Origin of the sequence: Nocardia rhizosphaerihabitans, assembly GCF_014646295.1 — a bacterium.
Lineage (GTDB): Bacteria > Actinomycetota > Actinomycetes > Mycobacteriales > Mycobacteriaceae > Nocardia > Nocardia rhizosphaerihabitans.
This window is the reverse complement of sequence record NZ_BMNE01000005.1, coordinates 211,009-229,900: the sequence shown is the minus strand read 5'-3', so window position 1 is coordinate 229,900 and position 18,892 is coordinate 211,009. Positions and strand designations below refer to the sequence as shown.

At 68.2% G+C, this 18,892-nt stretch carries 17 protein-coding genes; 8 read left to right on the top strand and 9 right to left on the bottom strand.

The window, feature by feature from the left end; genetic code table 11:
• The first annotated feature begins 93 nt into the window (after positions 1–93).
• The 4 genes from IEY60_RS22805 to rraA are packed head-to-tail and all read left to right on the top strand — an operon-like array spanning position 94 to position 2,586.
• Positions 94–621, top strand: a complete 528-nt coding sequence (locus IEY60_RS22805; RefSeq protein WP_189032497.1) for a copper resistance CopC family protein — start codon at positions 94–96, stop codon at positions 619–621.
• Between the two features lie 6 nt (positions 622–627).
• On the top strand, positions 628–1,572 hold the full coding sequence (locus IEY60_RS22800; protein WP_189031888.1) for a CopD family protein: 945 nt from the start codon (positions 628–630) through the stop codon (positions 1,570–1,572).
• A gap of 56 nt (positions 1,573–1,628) precedes the next feature.
• Positions 1,629–2,084, top strand: coding sequence for an SRPBCC family protein (locus tag IEY60_RS22795; protein WP_189031886.1), 456 nt, complete (start codon positions 1,629–1,631; stop codon positions 2,082–2,084).
• 13 nt (positions 2,085–2,097) lie between these two features.
• On the top strand, positions 2,098–2,586 hold the full coding sequence (gene rraA / locus IEY60_RS22790) for a ribonuclease E activity regulator RraA (RefSeq protein WP_189031885.1): 489 nt from the start codon (positions 2,098–2,100) through the stop codon (positions 2,584–2,586).
• Positions 2,587–2,609: 23 nt separating this feature from the next.
• On the opposite strand, the gene IEY60_RS22785 is transcribed toward rraA, so the two are convergent.
• Entirely contained in the window at positions 2,610–2,831 is a 222-nt protein-coding gene (locus IEY60_RS22785) for an RNA-binding S4 domain-containing protein (RefSeq protein WP_189031883.1), read from the bottom strand.
• Positions 2,832–2,951: 120 nt separating this feature from the next.
• Between IEY60_RS22785 and lysX the strand changes: the two genes are divergently transcribed.
• From lysX to IEY60_RS22770, 3 genes are all read left to right on the top strand, one after another.
• Positions 2,952–6,269: a bifunctional lysylphosphatidylglycerol synthetase/lysine--tRNA ligase LysX gene (gene lysX, locus IEY60_RS22780; RefSeq protein WP_189031881.1), complete on the top strand. Its 3,318-nt coding sequence runs from the start codon at positions 2,952–2,954 to the stop codon at positions 6,267–6,269.
• Between the two features lie 167 nt (positions 6,270–6,436).
• Positions 6,437–6,748: a hypothetical protein gene (locus tag IEY60_RS35910; protein ID WP_229740041.1), complete on the top strand. Its 312-nt coding sequence runs from the start codon at positions 6,437–6,439 to the stop codon at positions 6,746–6,748.
• A gap of 109 nt (positions 6,749–6,857) precedes the next feature.
• Entirely contained in the window at positions 6,858–7,496 is a 639-nt protein-coding gene (locus tag IEY60_RS22770; RefSeq protein WP_189032495.1) for a histidine phosphatase family protein, read from the top strand.
• Between the two features lie 150 nt (positions 7,497–7,646).
• On the opposite strand, the gene IEY60_RS22765 is transcribed toward IEY60_RS22770, so the two are convergent.
• Positions 7,647–8,546: a cutinase family protein gene (locus IEY60_RS22765; RefSeq protein WP_189031880.1), complete on the bottom strand. Its 900-nt coding sequence runs from the start codon at positions 8,544–8,546 to the stop codon at positions 7,647–7,649.
• A gap of 365 nt (positions 8,547–8,911) precedes the next feature.
• On the opposite strand from IEY60_RS22765, the gene IEY60_RS22760 reads away from it, so the two are divergent.
• Positions 8,912–9,049 carry a hypothetical protein gene (locus IEY60_RS22760; protein WP_189031878.1) on the top strand — a complete coding sequence of 46 codons (138 nt, stop codon included), beginning with the start codon at positions 8,912–8,914 and terminating at the stop codon, positions 9,047–9,049.
• Between the two features lie 60 nt (positions 9,050–9,109).
• Here the strand turns inward: IEY60_RS22760 and IEY60_RS22755 are convergent, their stop codons facing one another.
• The 7 genes from IEY60_RS22755 to gltB form a co-directional block, all read right to left on the bottom strand.
• Entirely contained in the window at positions 9,110–9,481 is a 372-nt protein-coding gene (locus IEY60_RS22755) for a hypothetical protein (protein ID WP_189031876.1), read from the bottom strand.
• A gap of 10 nt (positions 9,482–9,491) precedes the next feature.
• The gene (locus IEY60_RS22750; protein ID WP_229740040.1) at positions 9,492–9,944 is read right to left on the bottom strand and encodes a roadblock/LC7 domain-containing protein; all 453 of its coding nucleotides are present in this window, start codon (positions 9,942–9,944) and stop codon (positions 9,492–9,494) included.
• On the bottom strand, positions 9,941–10,939 hold the full coding sequence (locus IEY60_RS22745; RefSeq protein WP_189031874.1) for a hypothetical protein: 999 nt from the start codon (positions 10,937–10,939) through the stop codon (positions 9,941–9,943). Before IEY60_RS22745 ends, IEY60_RS22750 begins: the two co-directional genes overlap by 4 nt.
• Positions 10,936–11,256, bottom strand: a complete 321-nt coding sequence (locus tag IEY60_RS22740; protein ID WP_229740039.1) for a hypothetical protein — start codon at positions 11,254–11,256, stop codon at positions 10,936–10,938. Before IEY60_RS22740 ends, IEY60_RS22745 begins: the two co-directional genes overlap by 4 nt.
• Positions 11,257–11,621: 365 nt before the next feature.
• Entirely contained in the window at positions 11,622–12,227 is a 606-nt protein-coding gene (locus tag IEY60_RS22735; RefSeq protein ID WP_189031870.1) for a tetratricopeptide repeat protein, read from the bottom strand.
• A gap of 218 nt (positions 12,228–12,445) precedes the next feature.
• A complete protein-coding gene (locus IEY60_RS22730) occupies positions 12,446–13,915 on the bottom strand; it encodes a glutamate synthase subunit beta (protein WP_189031869.1) in 1,470 nt (489 codons plus the stop codon).
• Positions 13,908–18,560 (bottom strand): glutamate synthase large subunit, encoded by a 4,653-nt coding sequence (gene gltB, locus IEY60_RS22725; protein WP_189031867.1) that lies wholly within the window; start codon positions 18,558–18,560, stop codon positions 13,908–13,910. Before gltB ends, IEY60_RS22730 begins: the two co-directional genes overlap by 8 nt.
• Between the last annotated feature and the right edge of the window lie 332 nt (positions 18,561–18,892).

Sequence of the window (18,892 nt, the reverse complement as noted above, 5' to 3'; positions counted from 1 at the left end):
TCCGCCGAGCCCGCACGTCCGTCGGATGGGCCGCGCGGCGATGTTCCGGGCGACCGACTCGTCGCCGACATCAACAGGTCGTCGCGGCGGCGCATGGCGCGCCGGGTGCTCGCCGTCCTGATCGCCGGACTGCTCGCCGTATTCGCGGCGGCCGGAGTCGCGAGCGCGCACTCCGGTGCCGTGAGCAGCGTGCCCGAGGACGGGTCGACCATCGAGGTCGGGCCCGCGCGCGCCAGCATCACCTTCAACGAGGAACTGCAGCAGAACTTTCCGTCGCTGACCGTGGTCGGCCCGGACGGCAGGCTGTGGTCGAAGGGCAAGGCGCTCGTCGAAGGCCGCACCGTCAGTGTGGAATTGGGCGAGCTCGGCCCGGTCGGTGAGTACACCCTCGCGTTCCGGGTGACCTCGGCGGACGGCCATCCCGTCAGCGGGACACGGCATTTCACGCTGAGCAAGGCCGGCACCGGTACCCCGGGCCCGCGCCCTGGTGAGGACAAGGCCGACGGCGGCGGCGACTCCGGCGGGGTGCCCGTGTGGGTGTTCATCGCCGGTGGCGTCGTGCTGTTCGGCGCCGGCCTCGCGGTGGCGCTGCTCGGTGGCCGCGCCGGCCGCAAGAAGTAGCCATCCATGACGACCGGGCGCCGGGTATCCGGTACGACGCTGCGGCAGTGGCGGGTCCTGGTGCCGGTCGTGGTGGCGGCCCTGGCCGGGGTGGCGCTGGCGTGGGGATTGCGCAGCGAGGGTGGTTTCCCCGGTGCGGCGTTCGCGCGCGTCGTCGCCGACGGCGCGGGTGCGGTGGTATTCGGGCTGGCGGCACTCCCCCGGCTCAACGAGCGGCTGCACGTGGCCTGGCGGCCGGTGGCCGCGCTGGCCGGCGCCTGGTTCGCCGCGGAGTTCACCGTACTGGTGTGGGAGGCGGCCGGGATCGTCGGCGTTCCGGTGACCGAGCTCGGCGCGGGCGAGTTCGCCACGTTCCTCGGCCGGCTCAGCGGCGGCCAGATCGGCATCGCGATCCTGTTCTGCACCGGCGCGATCGCCTGCTACGCGGCACTGGCCTTCCGCAGGCCCGACGCGGCCTCGGCCGATCTGGTGCTTGTGTTCGCCGCTGTCGCGCTGGCCCTGCGCCCGATCACCGGGCACATGTCCCAGCAGATGCTCGGTTCGGTGCTTGCCGCGGCGCACGCGCTGGCCGCGGCGTGCTGGTTCGGGCTGCTGCTGGCGATGGCGCTGATCCTGCGCACCAGGAGTGACTGGGCGGCGACGCTGCCGCGCTATTCGGCGCTGGCCGCGCCGCTGGTGCTCGTGATCGCGGCGACCGGCCTGATCGACGGGCTGGTCCGCATCGGCGGCATCGAACCGCTGTGGACGAGCGGATACGGCCGGATCCTGCTGGCGAAGTTCACCGTCCTGTGCGCGCTGATCGGCCTTGGCTGGTGGTGGCGGCGCAGCTGGGTGCACCGGGCGGGCGAGCATCGGGTCACCGCCGACATCTCGCTGCGCAACGCCGCGATCGAGGTGACGGTGATGGCCGTAGCGCTCGGCCTGGCCGCGACGCTGGCGGTCACCGCGTAGCCAGATCGGTCACCGCGTAGTCGGATCGGTCGCCGGGGACCGATAAAGTGGCCGATATGACCGAAGTGAGGATCGTCGAAGACTGCGCCGCATCCGCCGACACGGCGTTCGAGTATGTCAACGACTACCGCAATCTGCCGCATTTCCTGTACGGCATCGAATCCTTCGTCCCGGTCACCGACCAGACCGACGGGCTCGGCGCGACCTTCGACGGCCACATGAAGCTCGGCCCCGCGGCGCTCAAGTCCAGGGTCGAGGTCGTGAAGTGGGAGAAGGGGCGCGTGATCGGCATCAAGTCGATCAAGGGATTCGAGATCATCTCGACGTTCCACTTCTATCCCAAGGGCGAGGCGCTGTGCACCGTCGACGCGACCATCGAGTACTTCGTGCCCGGCGGCATCGCGGGCAAGATGCTCGGTAAGACGATCGAGCCGTTCGTGAAGATCGCGGTCAAGCACACCACCGACAACCTGGTCCGCGAGATCGCCAAAGCGCACCTCGAGGGTGCCTGACAGAATGCAGGCCATGACCGAATCAGCGAATGTTGTGGCCACCGCCGATCTGGCCGATGAGATCGGCCCCGAGATCCGCAGCTGCGACACCCAGTTCATCCAGTTCGGTGGCCGGGCCGCGTTCGCCGGACGGATCACCACGATCCGTTGCTTCCAGGACAACCTGCTGGTCAAGCAGACCCTGAGCGAGCCGGGCGAGGGCAAGGTCCTCGTCGTCGACGGCGGCGCGAGCGTGCACACCGCCCTGGTCGGCGACATCATCGCCGGCCGTGGCGTCGACAACGGCTGGGCGGGCGTGATCGTCAACGGCGCGGTGCGCGACTCGGCGATCCTGAGCACCCTCGACATCGGGGTGAAGGCGCTGGGCACCAACCCGCGCAAGAGCACCCAGACCGGCAGCGGCGAAAAGGACGTCACCATCGAGTTCGGCGGCGTCACCTTCGTGCCCGGCGAGATGGTCTACAGCGACCACGACGGCGTCGTGGTCCGCGCCGAGGACTGAGGCACTCCTCGCGGGTGTTCGGGCTAGTTCCCGGACACCCGCACCTTGTGCCCGGCCAGCACGACGACATCGCCGACCTGTAGCTGCCTGCCGCGGCGCAGCTCCACCTCGTCGTTGACCCGGACCAGGCCCTGGGCGATCACCATCTTGGCCTCGGAACCCGAATCGATCAGGTTGGCCAGTTTCAAGAATTGCCCGAGCTTGATGACATCGTCATCGATCGGCACATCCACTGGTTCCGACATGGGCAAATTATTACCCGCCCAGGAAATTCGCGTCGCAACCGGCCCCGCAACGGCCACGGTGACGAACACGCCGCAGCGACCGCGACACCGATCCGGCCCGGATGGACGCACACTGGATCGGTGACCCCCACGCAGGCCGAGCAGCATCCCACCGTCGAGGCCCCGCCGGACCGCGCCGCCGTTCCGCACCGCGGGCGGGGCAGGCTGGCCGAGGTACCGCACATCACCGGGCTGGTCCTCGGTGTCTTCGCGGTCCTGTGCTTTCTGTGGAGCCTCTCGCCCTCGCTGCGCCACCTGACACAGGCGCCGCGGCACTATGTCGACACCTACTACTTCGACGCACCCGACACGAGTCTGGTGTGGGCGCTGGTCGTCGGCCTGCTGGCCGGGGCGCTGGCCGCGCGCAAACGGGTCGCGTGGTTGCTGCTCGTCGTCTACCTGCTGCTCTACGCGGTGACCAACATCCTGGATTTCTTCTCCGCGGACGACGTCGACGCGCTGGTCGCCTTCGTCGTGCACGTCGTCGTGATCGGGATCCTGATCGCGGCGCGGTTGGAGTTCTACACGCGGGTCAGGCCGGGTGCGCTCTGGAAGGCGCTCGGCGTGCTGGTCGCGGGCCTGGCGCTGGGCTGCCTGGTCGGCTGGGGGCTGGTGGAGCTCGCGCCCGGCTCGCTGCCCGCGGGCGCGCAGCGGCCGCTGTGGGCGGTCTACCGGGTCACCGCGGCGGTGCTGGTCGACAACGAGCACTTCGACGGGCACCCGCCTTCGTGGGTGAACTTCCTGCTCGGCCTGTTCGGCGCGATCGCGCTGCTGGCCGCCGTGGCGGTGCTGCTGCGTTCCCAGCGCGCCGACAACGCGATGACCGGCCTGGACGAGTCGGCGATCCGCGGTCTGCTCGCCGCGAGCGATGTCGAGGACTCGCTGGGCTATTTCGCCACCCGCCGGGACAAGGCGGTGGTGTTCGCGCCGAACGGCAAGGCGGCCATCACCTATCGCGTCGAGCTGGGCGTCTGCCTGGCCAGTGGCGATCCGATCGGGCCGAAACAGGCCTGGCCGCAGGCGATCAAGGCGTGGCTCGAGCAGGCCGACCGGTTCGGCTGGGCGCCCGCGGTGATGGGCGCGAGCGAGCTCGGCGCGACCGCGTACCGCCATGCCGGGCTCTCGGCGCTGCGCCTCGGCGACGAGGCGATCCTCGACACCCGCACGTTCTCGCTGGCCGGGCCGGAGATGAAACAGGTGCGCCAGGCCGCGAACCGGCTGCGCAAAAACGGCTTCGGCGTGCGCGTGCGCAGGCACCACGACATCCCCGCCGCCGAGTTCGCCGACATCGTCGCCCGCGCCGACGCCTGGCGCGACACCGAGACCGAACGCGGCTTCTCGATGGCGCTGGGCCGCCTCGGCGACCCGCTCGACGGCGACTGCCTGCTGGTGGAGGCCGTCGATCACGACGACCGGGTGCACGCCATGCTCTCGTTCGTCCCGTGGGGCCGCAGCGGCGTCTCGCTGGAACTGATGCGCCGCGATCCGCAGAGCCCCAACGGCGTGATGGAGCTGATGATCTCGCAGCTCGCGCTGAACTCCGATCAGTACGGCATCACCAAGATCTCGCTGAACTTCGCGGTGTTCCGTTCGGTGTTCGAGGAGGGCGGCCGGATCGGCGCCGGCCCGATCCTGCGGGCGTGGCGCGGGGTGCTGCTGTTCTTCTCGCGCTGGTGGCAGCTCGAGGCGCTGTACCGGTCGAACGTGAAGTACCACCCGCGCTGGGTGCCGCGGTTCTTCCTGTTCGAGGAACGCAGGCAGCTGCCGCGGGTGGCGACGGCAAGCGGCCTGGCCGAGGGCTTCCTGCCGCGCCTCGGCAAGGAACCCGACGCGACCGTGCACACCGGCACCCGCCCGGCGATGCCCGCGGGCATCGCCGGCCTGCACGCCGACGGCAGCCCGCCCGAGGCGCCGGAAGGCGAAGAGGCCGAGCAGGGTCCGCGCAGGCCCGAACAGGTGCGCGTGCGCATGGACAAACTCAACCGGCTCACCACCGCAGGCATCGACTCCTACCCCGTCGCCTACCCGCCGACGCACACCATCGCCGCGGCCAGGGAATGCCCCAGGGGCACGACGGTCCGGATCGCGGGCAGGATCCTGCGCATCCGCGACTTCGGCGGCGTGATCTTCGCCGTCGTCCGGGACTGGACCGGCGAGATCCAGCTCGTCGTCGACCGCGAACGGGTCGGCGCCGACCGCAGCGCCGAATTCACCGAGTTCTTCGACCTAGGCGATCTCATCGAGGTGAGCGGCCAGCTCGGGACCAGCCGCAGCGGTGAGCTGTCGCTGCTCGCCCAGGACTGGCGGATGAACGGCAAGTGCCTGCACCCGCTGCCCGACAAGTGGCGCGGCCTGGCCGATTCCGAGGCCAAGGTGCGGCAGCGCTACGTCGACATGGCGATCAACCCGGAGACCCGCGAGGTGATGGGCAAGCGCAGCGCGGTGCTGCATTCGCTGCGCGACTCGCTGTTCACCTGGGGCTTCCTCGAGGTCGAGACGCCGATCCTGCAACAGGTGCACGGCGGCGCCAACGCGACACCGTTCCGCACCCACATCAACGCCTACGACCTGGACCTCTACCTGCGCATCGCGCCCGAGCTCTACCTCAAACGGCTGTGCGTCGGCGGCATGGAGAAGGTGTTCGAGCTCGGCCGGACCTTTCGCAACGAGGGCGTCGACTTCAGCCACAACCCCGAGTTCACGATCCTGGAAGCCTATGAGGCGCACAGCGATTACCTGCGGATGATGCATCTGTGCCGTCGGCTGATCCAGGACGCGGCGATGGCGGCCAACGGCGCCGAGGTGGCGCTGCGCCCGAACGACGACGGCGGTTTCGACGAGGTCGACATCTCCGGCGAGTGGCGGGTCAAGACGGTGCACGGCGCGGTCTCGGAGGCGATCGGCACCGAGATCACCCCGCGCACCGAGCTCTCGCGCCTGCGCGAGCTGTGCGACGAGGCGGGCATCGCCTACCAGCACAGCTGGGACGAGGGCGCGGTGGTGCTGGAGATGTACGAGCATCTGGTGGAGTCGCAGACCACCGACCCGACGTTCTACCTCGACTTCCCCACCTCGGTCTCCCCGCTGACCCGCTCGCACCGCAGCATCGACGGCGTCACCGAGCGCTGGGATCTCGTGGCCTGGGGCGTCGAACTCGGCACCGCCTACAGCGAACTCACCGACCCGGTCGAACAGCGGCGCAGACTCACCGAGCAGTCGATGCTCGCCGCGGGCGGTGACCCGGAGGCGATGGAACTCGACGAGGACTTCCTGCAGGCGCTCGAGCACGCCATGCCGCCCACCGGTGGTCTCGGCATGGGCGTCGACCGGGTGGTCATGTTGATCACCGGGCGCAGCATCCGCGAGACGCTGCCGTTCCCCTTGGTGAAACCACGCTGAGAGGGGGTATACGGACCTTGGTGTAAACGAAATCCGGCGCCGCCGCGATCAACCACTGCTCCGCGTCTTCGCGAGGCTTTCCAACCGAAAGTCACACCGACAGCGTTAGTCTCGGAGCTCCGGCACCGGGAGGATGCCGGGCTGACAACACATCGGGATGGGATTATATGTATCTGGACCTGCTGACCACGGCCGCTCTGGTCGATCCGCACATGCTCACGAGCAGCTTCGACACCCTGGCGAGTTCGGACGCGGTCAACACCGCTCTCGACCTCGCGGCGAAAAAGAAGAAGAAGAGCAACACCGGCCTGATCATCGGCGGCATCTGCTGCCTGCTGATCGTTGTGCTCATCGTCGGTGGCATCTACCTGCTCAAGAACAAGAAGAAGGACGGCGGCCAGCCGCCCGCCCAGCCGCCGTACGGTGGTCCGCAGGGTGGTCAGCCGCCGTATGGTCAGCCGCCCTACGGCCAGCACTGATCTGACGAGGGGCTCGCGGGAATCCTCGCCCGGCGGCGAGGTATCCCCGCGGGTCCTCGAACGACCTCGTCATTCCACCTGCCGCGCCGATACGGCAGAGTGTGTGAGCGTGCAGCTCATTCTCGTGCGTCATGCCCAGCCGGAACGCGTCGTCGGGGCCACCACCGCGGCCGACCCCGGTCTCACCGGCATCGGCCTGCAGCAGGCCGAGCGCGTCCCCGCGGCTCTGGCAGGCCACGAGATCGCCCGGATCGTCAGCAGCCCCCAGCGGCGCGCCCGCGACACCGCGACTCCCACCGCGGCGGCGCGCGAGCTTCCCGTCGAGGTGATCGACGATCTGGCCGAGTACGACCGCGACCTGCCCGCCTACATCCCCATCGAAGACGCCAAGACCGACTTCGCCGACGCCTACAACCGGATCAAGGCCGGGTATCTCCCCGAGCAGATCGACGGTCCCGCCTTCACCGCCCGCGTCCTGACGGCGATCGATGCCCTGGTCACCGCGGCGGCACCGACCGACACTGTCGTCGCCTTCGCCCACGGCGGCGTCGTCAACGTCCTGCTGGCCGACATTCTCGGCCTCAGCCGCCCGCTGACCTTCCCCATCGACTACTGCTCGGTCACGCGGATCCTCTATTCCCGCACCGGCACCCGCACCGCGGCCACTATCAACGAAAACGGCCACGTCTGGGACCTGCTCCCAGCCCGCCTCTCCGCGCCTTCAGCGGGCCGCCCGGGAGCTCGATAGTTGGTCGTCGGGCCGCCGGTTAGTGCGTGGCGGCTGTGAGGTGGCTGGGGAGTTACCCATGTCCTCACCCGCTCAGTGGGTCGCGGCGGCCTCGACGCCAGAAAGGCCGGGCGCGCGATATCCGCGCGCGCCCGGCCCTTCGGCGAATTCTCAGGCCTGCTGAGCGATCCAGTTGTGCATCCAGGTGATGGCGGTCTGGCCGCCGCCCACCGAGTAGCTGCCGTACAGCGTGTGCGCCTGCGAACGGTAGAAGCGCTCCAGGTCCTTGGCCCGCTGCTGGTTGGCCGTTTCCGAGAGCTGCGCCTGCAGGGTCGGCACGCCACCGTGCGCCATCAGGTCGTTCATGATGGCGCCCGCCTCGATCTGGTAGCGCCACAGGTTGGCCGGGTTGGCGTCCGAGCTCTGCGCGAGGAAGCCGGCGAAGCGGGTGACGAAGTCGTCGGTGGCGGTGGCGCAGTACAGGTCGTCGACCGCGCAGATGGTCCGCACCCGGTCGCTGATCCAGCCGAAGCCGCCGGGACGGGCACCGCCGGCACCCGCGCCCTGGGCGATCGGGCCGACCTGCACGTCGGTGGGCGAGCGCCGCGGGTCGGAGATCAGGCCGACGGCCTTGACCTTGCCCGGCGCGATCTTGCTGACGCCGGTGCCGATCTCGGCGGCGAGGTCGCCCGCCGCGTCGGCGCCCTGGCTGTAGCCGACCAGCGCGATATCGGTGCCACCGCACGCGGCGAGCTTGTCGGTGATCAGTCCACGCGCCGCGTCGACGGCCTGCTTCTTGGACTGGCCGTAGACATCGCCCTCCCACGGGAAGGCGGTGGCGGCGTAGGTGACGTAGTCGACGTCGGTGTTGCGGGGTAGGCCGTTGGTGACACCGGCGAGCATGCCGGGGCCAGGGGCCTTGTCGTGGCCGGTTTCCCAGGTGCCCGGGATCGCCACGACGTACAAACTCGGGCAGCCCGGCGCCGCCGCGGCGCTCGTGCTGCCTGCCATGATGCCAGTGGTCATCGCCGCGGCAGCACCCAGCGCCGCGACAACTTTCTTCAACTGCATACCGCTCCAGTCAACATTGCTCGATGCAGAGCAAACCCCGTCAAGTTGCTGTCAAGATGGGTGAACTCGGCAGATGGGCCGTCGCGTGCAACGACCTGACGCTACTCACCCGGCCTCGCCGCGAATCACAATAGGCGTACGGCCGCGCTCGTGCCACACGACCCGTCGAGCGTGTCTGATTTCCGACAGTCCGACGACAATCTCATGACGCGGCACCAATTGACGACGAACGAGAGAGAAGAGGGAATCACGGGCAAGATTGTTGTCGCGGAGTTCATTTCGGCCGACGTGCATCATCGAGAATCCCGCCTGGACCGCGCCGTACTGGAACGATCAGATCGGCGAGCACAAGGACCGGATCAGCCATGCCCAAGTACGTGGCCACCACGACGGCGACCGGGCTGGAATGGAACGCCACCCGCATCGAGGGCGACCTCGCTGCGGCGATCGACAACGGTGTGCGGCTCAATGTCCTCACTGTCACCGCCGACGAACTGGCGTGACGGGTGCGGTGGGATGTCGGCGGCCACACGAGTCGCCGACATATCCACGGCTGGATGAACTCACACCTCCAGGTCTTCTTCGATGCCCTTGAGCCGGTGGCGGGCCAGGGCCAGATTGGACCGCGCCCGGTCGAGCGCCAGGTAGAGGAACAGGCCCTTGGACTTGCGCCCGGTCATCGGCCGGATGACGTGATACTGGCTGCCCAGGGTGATGAGCACGTCCTCGATGTCCTCGTTGATGCCGAGCTGCTCGATGGTGCGCATCTTCGCGCGGACCACCTCGGTGTTACCCGCCGCGGCGATCTGCAGGTCCAATGCCTTGCTGCTGCTGAGCATTCCGAGCGCCATACCGCTGCTGTAGTCGACGACCGCGGCGCCGATCGCGCCGTCGATCACCATCATGTCTTTCAGTGCCAGATCCATATTCGACATTTCGTGCCTTTCATTCTTCAGAGGTTTGCGCCGCCGCCAGATGTTCGGCGATGGCGCGAGCTACCGGCCGCGACTCCAGATGGAGCCGGCCGACATTCACTTCCGGGCCCGCGAGCACGGTCAGCGAGGTGTAGCCGGCGGCGTAGATGACCACCTGCCCCTCGGTGCCGAGCACGACGACCTCGTTGAACCCGCCGCCGTGGGCGGTGGTCGCCAGCCGATACGACAGCGACAACTGCGCGGCCGCCATGGCCGCCATGCCCGCGGGTTCGATATGCGGGGGCAGGTCGTGTTCGATGAGCAGCCCGTCGCTGGACGCGACCACCGAGCCGGTGAGGCGGGGTACCCGCTCCCGCAACGACTTCAGTTCGGCCAGCACCACCGTGTTGCGGTCGGGCACGGGCATCGCCACCTTCGTCAACCTTCCCCTCCAATCACCGAGCAGCTTCTTCCGCACGGTCACGCAAGCTCCTCCAACGCCGCCCTGAGCCGGATGAGTAGTTCGCGGTCCACCTGCTGCCAGCGCTCGGGCTCGTAGGGTGCTGTGCCGGGGTGGTTGCCGCGGCGCCGGGCGGCCGCGGTCGCTTCCTCGTCGACCGCGTGCCGACCGGATCTTTCGTTCGCTCCCTGCAGCGGGTGCGAGGAACGAACAGTCCCCGCGGCGAGCGCGGACGGGATCCGCCTCGGTAACGCGGGCACATCTGTTGCCGGAGCCGGGCGCCGGTGTCGCGCGGTGTCGTCGGCGGGGTCCGGTGCGAGGACCAGGTGACGCCCGGCCGGCCGGGCCTGCGGCGCTTCGGCCGCGGCGAGGTCCGGGGTCTGGAGAAGATCCGCTGCGGGCAGGTCGGGTTCCTGGATCAGGCCCGCCGTGGTGAGGTCGCGGACCGCGACGAGGCAGCCGTAGGTGGTGCGGCCCAGGTCGCGGGCGATCTCGGCGATGCTGCGGCGTTCGTCGGCGGCGGCGAGGACCTCGGCCTGGCTGCCGGTGAGTACCACGCGATTGCGGCGCACCCGGCGCGCCGGCACCACCGGTACCGCAGCGACCAACTCGGCGGGCCATGGTCCCTGGTCGCTGCGTCGGGCACATTCGTGGACCAGTGCGCGGGGTGCGATGCGACAGACCGGGGCGAGCCAATGTTCGGGCGCCGGCCGGAATTCCGGTTCGGCCGACGAGGCGAGCAGGAAGTACGCGGCATCGAAAACCGACAGCAGCGCAAGGGTTTCCAGTCGCGGCTTCTTCAGCAACCAGCCGGGATCGCCAGCGCCCGCCCTGCGCCAGTCCTCGGCTGTTGCCACGCCGGCCTCGACGACGAGCCGGTCCAGACCGATGGTGCGACGGCAGCCCGCCGAGGCGATCGCGCCGCGGGCCAGATGGAATTCCCCGTCCCCGGCCCGCAGAACCCCGGTCGATCCCTGCTCCTCGAGCCTGTGCAGTTCCTCGGCCAGTGCCAAGCTCATCGCTGCCCGCCCGTCAGTTCCGCGAGCGCGGCCCGCAGCTGATACCGCGCCATCCCGAGATTGCCGGTGTCACCGTCGAAGACGACGTGCACGAACAGCCTGCCCTCGAAATCACCGTCGACCAGGTGCAACAGGTGGAATCCACCGGTGCGGCAGACGACGATCTCGGTGATGTCGTCGTCGGAGCGCCCGGTGGTCAGCGCCGAACAGCTCAGCGCCGCCCGCACGACATCCGTCGTGCCAGCGGCATCCTCGTGTTCGTCGACGATGTCGTGCACTCCAGCGGCGGCAATCGCCAACCCGCTGGCCCCATCCACCAGTGTCACGCTGCACGCACCGGGAATATCCATGATGCGTTTCAGGCAGCCGTCGAGAGAATTCACACGCCCCGGCCTGTCATCGAGAGAGTTTATCGAAACGAGACGTTATACCCACCCGCAAATCCCCGCACCTCGAACGCCGGAAAATTGCTGCGCCCCATAATGTTTGCTGGGGGTTGCTGGAAAACCGCTCGGTATCAATACTTTTGGGTAACTTGAACCCGATTCGCTGCCGACCCGAGAAACCCCGTGCTCAACCGCCTTTTATGACCCGGCGACCATCTCGCGAACATAACGAACGGGACGCGAACGATCCGCGAACCTGAACTCGGTCCGCTCGGATATTCGCCCCGGCGCGTCGCTCAGCCCGCGGCGCGGCGGTACCAGGATTCGGCCTCGCGGTGGGCGCCTTGGGATTCGAGGAGGGCGGCGAGGTTGGCCATGGCTCGGGGGTGGCCGTGGTCGGCGGCGCGGCGGAAGCAGCGGCGGGCTTCGGTGAGCGCGCCGCGGCGGCGCAGGAGCATGCCGAGGTTGTTGATGGCGTCGATGTCGCCGTTGTCGGCGGCGTCGCGATACCAGGCTTCGGCGTCGTCGAGGCGGTTCTGGTCCTCGAAGAGGCGCGCGAGGTTGTACATCGCGTCGACGTTGCCCGCGAAAGCTGCGTGATGGTACCAGGTTTCGGCTTCGCGGCGCTCGCCGCACTGGTAGAGCAGGGTCGCCAGGTTGTACATGGCGTTGGCGTTGCCACCGGCCGCCGCCCGGCGGTACCAGGATTCGGCCTCGTCGACCTCGCCGAGCTTGTCCAGCAGGACCGCGAGGTTGTTCATCGCCCGGGTGTGTCCGGCGGCGGCCGCCCGGCGGAACCAGTGCTCGGCGGCATCGAAATCGCTGTGGTCGTAGTAGATGTTGGCGAGATTGTGCATGGCGGTACCGTCACCGCGCTCCGCGGCGCGATGCAGGCTCGCCATCGTTCCCGGCGGTAACGGCACAGCTCCCCCTCGGATCATCACCGGTTACACATCGATAACGGAAAGTCTATGTGCTGCACCGGAGATCAGCCACGTCGTTTGCTTCGACACCGAAAATCTTTGGCGCGTAGCACGTTCAGCCCCCTACTCGGCAACCCCCTGGGAACACGAAAAACGCCCGTGGACCGAAGTCCACGGGCGCCTTGGGTATTCGCGTGTCAGCGCTGGGCGACAGCGGTCGGCGGGATCGGCGCGGGCAGCGCGGTCTCGCCTTCCAGGAACTTGTCGACCGCCGAGGCCGCGGCACGGCCTTCGGCGATGGCCCACACGATCAGCGACTGGCCACGGCCCATGTCGCCGGCGACGAAGACGCCGGGGATGTTGGTCGCCCAGTTCTTGTCGCGCTGGACGTTGCCGCGGCCGTCGTAACCGACGCCGAGGTCGGTCAGCAGACCCGGCTTCTGCGGTCCGACGAAGCCCATGGCCAGCAGGACCAGGTCGGCTTCGAGGGTGAAGTCGGTGCCTTCGACCTTCTCGAAACGGCCGTTGGACATCTTGACCTCGTGGGCCTCGAGACCGGTGACCTTGCCGTCCTTGCCGACGAAACGCTCGGTGTTCACGGAGAACACGCGCTCGCCGCCCTCCTCGTGCGCCGAGGAGACCCGGTACATGAGGGGGTAGGTCGGCCACGGGGTGGAGCCAGCGCGCTCCTCCGGCGGACGGGGCATGATCTCGAACTGGTGGACGCTCTCGGCACCGTGACGGTGCGAGGTGCCCAGGCAGTCGGCGCCGGTGTCGCCACCACCGATGATGACGACCTTCTTGCCCTTCGCGTGGATGGGCGGCAGGCCGTTCTCGTCGGTGATGTCGTCGCCGAGCTGGACGCGGTTGGCCAGCGGCAGGAACTCCATCGCCTGGTGGATGCCGTCGAGCTCGCGGCCCGGGATCGGCAGGTCACGCGCGATGGTGGCGCCACCGGCGAGCACGATCGCGTCGAAACGCTCACGCAGCTGCTCGGCGGTGATGTCGACACCGACGTTGACGCCCGCCTTGAAGATGGTGCCTTCGGCTTCCATCTGGGCGAGACGACGGTCGATGACCGACTTCTCCATCTTGAATTCCGGGATGCCGTAGCGCATCAGGCCGCCGATGCGGTCGTCACGCTCGAACACGGTCACGGTGTGACCGGCGCGGGTGAGCTGCTGGGCGGCGGCCAGACCGGCCGGGCCCGAGCCGACGACGGCGACCTTCTTGCCGGTCAGGCGGGTCGGATACACCGGGGTGACCCAGCCCTCGTCGAAGGCGTTCTCGATGAGCTCGACCTCGACCTGCTTGATGGTGACCGGCTGCTGGTTGATGCCGAGCACGCACGACGCCTCACACGGAGCCGGGCACAGGCGGCCGGTGAACTCCGGGAAGTTGTTGGTGGCGTGCAGACGGTCGATGCCCTCGCGCCACGCACCCTTGTACACCAGGTCGTTCCACTCGGGAATCAGGTTCCCCAGCGGACAGCCGTTGTGACAGAAGGGGATACCGCAGTCCATGCAGCGGCTGGCCTGCTTCTGCAGGGTGTCGTGCGAGAACTTGTCCTCGTAGACCTCTTTCCAGTCGAGCAGTCGCAGCTCGACCGGACGACGGGTCGGGAGTTCCCGCGAGGTGTGCTTCAAAAAACCTTGTGGGTCAGCCACGAGCCGCCTCCATGATCGCTTCGTCCACGTCCTTGCCGCTCTTCTCAGCTTCGGAGATGGCGAGCAAAACCTTCTTGTATTCGCGGGGCATGACCTTCACGAAGTGGTTCACCTGCTGGGACCAATCGCTCAGGATGCGTTCGGCGACAGCCGAACCCGTTTCGTCGCGGTGCACGGTGATGATGTCGCGCAGCCAGGTGAAGTCATCACCGGAGAGCTGCTCGATCGCCTCGGCCTGATCCGGGCTGACGCGGCTGGGCAGCGTCCCTTCCGGGTCGTAGACGAAGGCGACACCACCGGACATACCGGCGCCGAGGTTGCGGCCGGTGCCACCGAGGATGACCACCCGGCCACCGGTCATGTACTCGAGCGCGTGGTCGCCCACGCCCTCGACGACCGCGGTGGCGCCGGAGTTGCGCACGGCGAACCTCTCGCCTGCGACACCGTTGATCAGGATCCGGCCGCTGGTGGCGCCGAACATGATCACGTTGCCCGCGATGATGTTGTCCTCGGCGACGAAGCTCTCCGGCGCGTTGAGCGCGGGGCGGACCACGATGTGGCCACCCGAGAGACCCTTGCCGACATAGTCGTTGGCGTCACCCTGCACGCGCAGCGTGATACCGGCCGGGACGAACGCGCCGAAGCTGTTGCCCGCCGAACCGTTGAAGGTGATGTCGATGGTGTTGTCGGGCAGGCCCGCGCCACCGTAGAGCTTGGTCACCTCGTGGCCGAGCATGGTGCCGACCGTGCGGTTCACGTTGGTGATCTTGGTTTCGATCTTGACCGCCTGGCCACGCTCGAGCGCGTCGGCGCTCTGCGCGATCAGCTCGTTGTCGAGCGCCTTGTCCAGACCGTGGTCCTGGGTGCCGGTGCAGCGGGTGTCCTGGTTCATGAACGCCGTCTCCGGCATGTCCAGGATCGGCGACAGGTCCAGCTTGGCGGCCTTGAAGTGCTGCTTGGCCTTGCTGGTGTCGAGCAGGTCGACCCGGCCGACGGCCTCGTCGAGCGTGCGGAAGCCCAGCTCGGCGAGCAGCTCGCGCACCTCCTCGGCGACGAACAGCATGAAGTTCTCGACGAACTCCGGCTTGCCGGTGAAACGCTCACGCAGCACCGGGTTCTGGGTGGCGATACCCACCGGGCAGGTGTCGAGGTGGCACACGCGCATCATGATGCAGCCCGAGACGACCAGCGGAGCGGTCGCGAAACCGAACTCCTCGGCGCCGAGCAGCGCGGCGATCATGACGTCGCGGCCGGTCTTCATCTGACCGTCGACCTGGACCACGATGCGGTCGCGCAGGCCGTTGAGCAGCAGGGTCTGCTGGGTCTCGGCCAGGCCGAGCTCCCAGGGGCCACCCGCGTGCTTGAGCGAGGTCAGCGGCGAGGCGCCGGTGCCGCCGTCGTGGCCCGAGATGAGCACGACGTCGGCGTGCGCCTTGGACACACCGGTGGCGACGGTGCCGACACCCGGCTCCGCGACAAGTTTCACGTGAATCCGCGCCTGCGGGTTCGCGTTCTTCAGATCGTGGATCAGCTGCGCCAGGTCCTCGATCGAGTAGATGTCGTGGTGCGGCGGCGGCGAGATCAGGCCGACGCCCGGCGTCGAGTGCCGCACCTCGGCGACCCACGGGTACACCTTGTGCGCGGGCAGCTGGCCGCCCTCGCCCGGCTTGGCGCCCTGGGCCATCTTGATCTGGATGTCGGTGGCGTTGGTCAGGTAGTGCGCGGTGACACCGAAGCGACCCGAGGCGACCTGCTTGATCGCCGAACGACGCCAGTCGCCGTTCTCCTCGACCTCGAAGCGGGCCGGGCTCTCGCCGCCCTCACCGGAGTTCGAGCGGGCGCCGAGACGGTTCATCGCGATCGCGAGGGTCTCGTGCGCCTCGGCCGAGATGGAGCCGTAGCTCATCGCGCCGGTGGAGAAGCGCTTGACGATCTCGCTCGCCGGCTCGACCTCGTCGATGGAGATCGGGGCGCGCTGACCGGTCTTGAACTTGAACAGGCCACGCAGCGCGGCCAGCCGCTCGGACTGGTCGTCGACCAGCTTGGTGTACTCCTTGAAGATCGAGTACTGACCGGTGCGGGTCGCGTGCTGCAGCTTGAACACCGTGTCCGGGTTGAACAGGTGGTACTCGCCCTCACGACGCCACTGGTACTCGCCGCCGACCTCGAGCTCGCGGTGCGCGCGCTCGTTGCGGTTCTCCAGGAACGCGACGCGGTGGCGGGTGGCGACCTCGGCGGCGATCTCGTCGAGACCGATGCCGTCCAGGTGCGAACGCAGGCCGGTGAAGTACTCGTCGACCAGGTCCTGCGCCAGGCCGATGACCTGGTACAGCTGGGCGCCGTTGTAGGAGGCGAGGGTGGAGATGCCCATCTTCGACATCACCTTGAGCACGCCGTTGCTGGCCGCGGTGCAGTAGTTCGCGACGGCCTTGCGGAAGTCGGCGGCCAGGTCACCGGTGGAACCGGGGATCTGCAGCGAACCGCGCTCGAGCATGTCCTCGATCGACTCGAAGGCCATGTACGGGTTGATCGCGGCCGCGCCGAAGCCGACCAGCATCGCCATGTGGTGCACCTCGCGGGCGTCACCGGCCTCGACGACCAGGCCGACCATGGTGCGGGTGCGCTCGCGCACCAGGTGGTGGTGTACCGAGGAGGTGAGCAGCAGCGACGGGATCGGCGCCAGCTTCTCGTTGGACTCGCGGTCGGACAGCACGATGATGCGCGCGCCGCCGTCGATGGCCGCCGACACCTGGGTGTTGATGGCCTCGAGCGCCTTGCGGATGCCCTCGCCGCCCTCGGCGACCGGGTACAGACCGCGCACGACCACCGAGCGCAGCTCGGGGTGGCTGCCGTCGTCGTTGATGTGGACGAGCTTGGCCAGCTCGTCGTTGTCGAGGATCGGCTGCTCGAGCGCGATCTGCTTGCACGACTCGGGGCCGGGGTGCAGCAGGTCGGCCTCGGGGCCGATGTTGCGCTTGAGGCTGGTGACGACCTTCTCGCGGATGGCGTCCAGCGGCGGGTTGGTGACCTGCGCGAACAGCTGGGAGAAGTAGTCGAACAGCAGGCGCGACCGGTTCGACAGCACCGCGATCGGGGTGTCGGTACCCATCGAGCCCAGTGCCTCGCCGCCGGTCTTGGCCATCGGCGTGATCAGCAGGTTCAGGTCCTCGGTGGTGTACCCGAAGATCTGCTGACGGATCAGCACGCGGTCGTGCGACATGTGCACGTGCGGGCGGTCGGGCAGGTCGGCCAGGCGGCTGACGCCGGCGTCGAGCCACTCCTGGTACGGCTGCGCCGCGGCCAGCTCGGACTTGATCTCGGCATCGGTGACGATGCGGCCGGCCTCGGTGTCGACCAGGAACATCTTGCCCGGCTGCAGGCGGATCTTCTGGACAACGGTGGACGGGTCGATGTCGAGGACGCCGACCTCGGAGGCGAGCACGACAAGGCCGTCCTCGGTCACCCAGATGCGACCGGGGCGCAGGCCGTTGCGGTCGAGCACGGCGCCGATCTTGGTGCCGTCGGTGAAGCAGACGGCGGCGGGGCCGTCCCACGGCTCCATCAGCATCGAGTGGTACTCGTAGAACGCCCGCAGCTGCGGGTCCATGTTCTCGTTGCGTTCCCAGGCCTCGGGAATCATCATCAGGATCGCGTGGTGCAAGTCGCGGCCGCCGAGGTGCAGCAGTTCCAGCACCTCGTCGAAGCGCGCGGTGTCACTCGCACCCGGCGTACAGACGGGGAAGATCTTCTGTAGTCGGTTCTTGCCCGCCTCGTCCTTGCCGAACACGTCCGAACGCAGCAGCGCCTCACGCGCGCGCATCCAGTTCTCGTTACCGGTGACGGTGTTGATCTCACCGTTGTGGGCGACCCGGCGGAACGGGTGCGCCAGCGGCCACGAGGGGAAGGTGTTGGTGGAGAAGCGCGAGTGCACGATGCCGATGGCCGACTCGACGCGCTCGTCCTGCAGGTCCAGGTAGAACGCGCGCAGCTGCGGCGTGGTGAACATGCCCTTGTAGATGAAGGTCTCGCCGGACAGGCTCGGGAAGTACACCGATTCCTTGCCGACGGTGCCCTCGCCGGGGCCTGCCTTGCCGAGCTCGTGCTCGATCCGCTTGCGGATGACGTAGGCGCGACGCTCCAGCTCCATGCCGGACAACTGCTCGGCGGAGTTCTTGGGCGAGCCGATGAAGATCTGCCGGAAGGTCGGCATGGCGTCACGGGCCAGCGCACCGAGCGAGGACTCGTCGATCGGCACCTCGCGCCAGCCGAGCACGGCCAGGCCCTCTTCGCTGACGATCTTGTCCACGCCGTAGGCAGCGCGTGCGGCCTCGCGACGGGCCTGCGGCAGGAAGGCGATACCGGTGGCGTAGGAGCCGACCGGCGGCAACTCGAAGTCCACGACGGCGCGGAAGAACTTGTCCGGAAGCTGGATCAGGATGCCAGCACCGTCGCCGGAGTTCGGCTCGGCGCCCGCGGCACCGCGGTGCTCCAGGTTCAGGAGGGCCGTGATGGCCTTGTCGACGATGTCTCGACTGCGTCGTCCGTGCATGTCGGCGACGAATGCGACGCCGCAGGCGTCGTGCTCGAATGCCGGATCGTAGAGCCCGGTGGCACCGGGTGACCTGTGGCCAGGAAGTTGCGTCATGCCTCTGCCTTCAAGAAAGTCGGCTGTCGATGAGATCGGCCGCTCAGCGAGCTGAGTTGGGCCCTTCGTCGTTTCGCCTCCGTCAAGACTGCGTCCGTACGATCCGAAACCAGCGGCGGTGATGGTTTGCGGCGTGCAGTCACGTCTCCAGTTGTCCACCCGCTTCGTTGACGTAGTGGGTGCTCAGAGGTAACGGAACGCTTACGCATCCCATACCTCCGCGCGGGGTTTCACCCGCTACTCTTGGTCCGGTTTCACCGGACCCCGAAACAGGTGGTTGTGCCGAACAGGGGTGCGTCCGGCGTAAGAGCAAACGATAAGTCAGACCGCAG